At 69.2% G+C, this 613-nt stretch carries 1 protein-coding gene; it reads right to left on the reverse strand.

Features of this window, described 5'->3' with window-relative positions:
- Window positions 1–382: uridine monophosphate kinase (locus tag NS354_RS12955; protein WP_193750790.1), on the reverse strand; the 382-nt coding region annotated here is incomplete at its 3' end.
- Between the last annotated feature and the right edge of the window lie 231 nt (window positions 383–613).

Genomic DNA, 613 nt, shown 5'->3' on the forward strand with positions numbered 1-613 from the left:
CGCGGCCCTTCTCGAGGTGGCGGATGGCGCGCAGCGGAATGTACGTCTCCGCGACCTGCGTCATCGTGATGGCCGACTGCACGCGGGTCTCGACGCCGGCCTGCTCCAGGAAATCCTGGAGAGCGAGGGCGTTCATCACGGTGCCGAGCATGCCCATGTAATCGGCGCGAGCGCGATCCATGCCCCGCTGCGAGAGCTCCGCCCCGCGGAAGAAATTGCCACCGCCGACGACCACGGCGACCTCCGCGTCCTGCATCGCGGCGGCGATCTCACGAGCGATCTGGCTGACCACGTCGGGGTTCACCCCGAGCGTCCCGCCCCCGAAGGCCTCCCCCGAGAGCTTGAGCAGTACTCGGCGCTTGCGATCGGCGGTCTTGGTCATGTGAGGTGTCTCCTTGGTTCGAACGTGGACGCCGAAGCGCGGTGGGGCCCCGGTCGCACCCGGAGCCCATATTAGTGCGGACACAGCACGGGACCCGAGCCGTGCGGCCCGGGTCCCGGTGCGAGTGGTTAGGCGCCGACCTTGCTGCGCGCGAAGCCGGTGACGGTGATGCCTGCGGCTTCCGCCACCTTCTTCACCTCGCGCTTGTCCGCGTCGAGCGCGTGCACCTGC

Source organism: Leucobacter chromiiresistens (assembly GCF_001477055.1).
Lineage (GTDB): Bacteria > Actinomycetota > Actinomycetes > Actinomycetales > Microbacteriaceae > Leucobacter > Leucobacter chromiiresistens_A.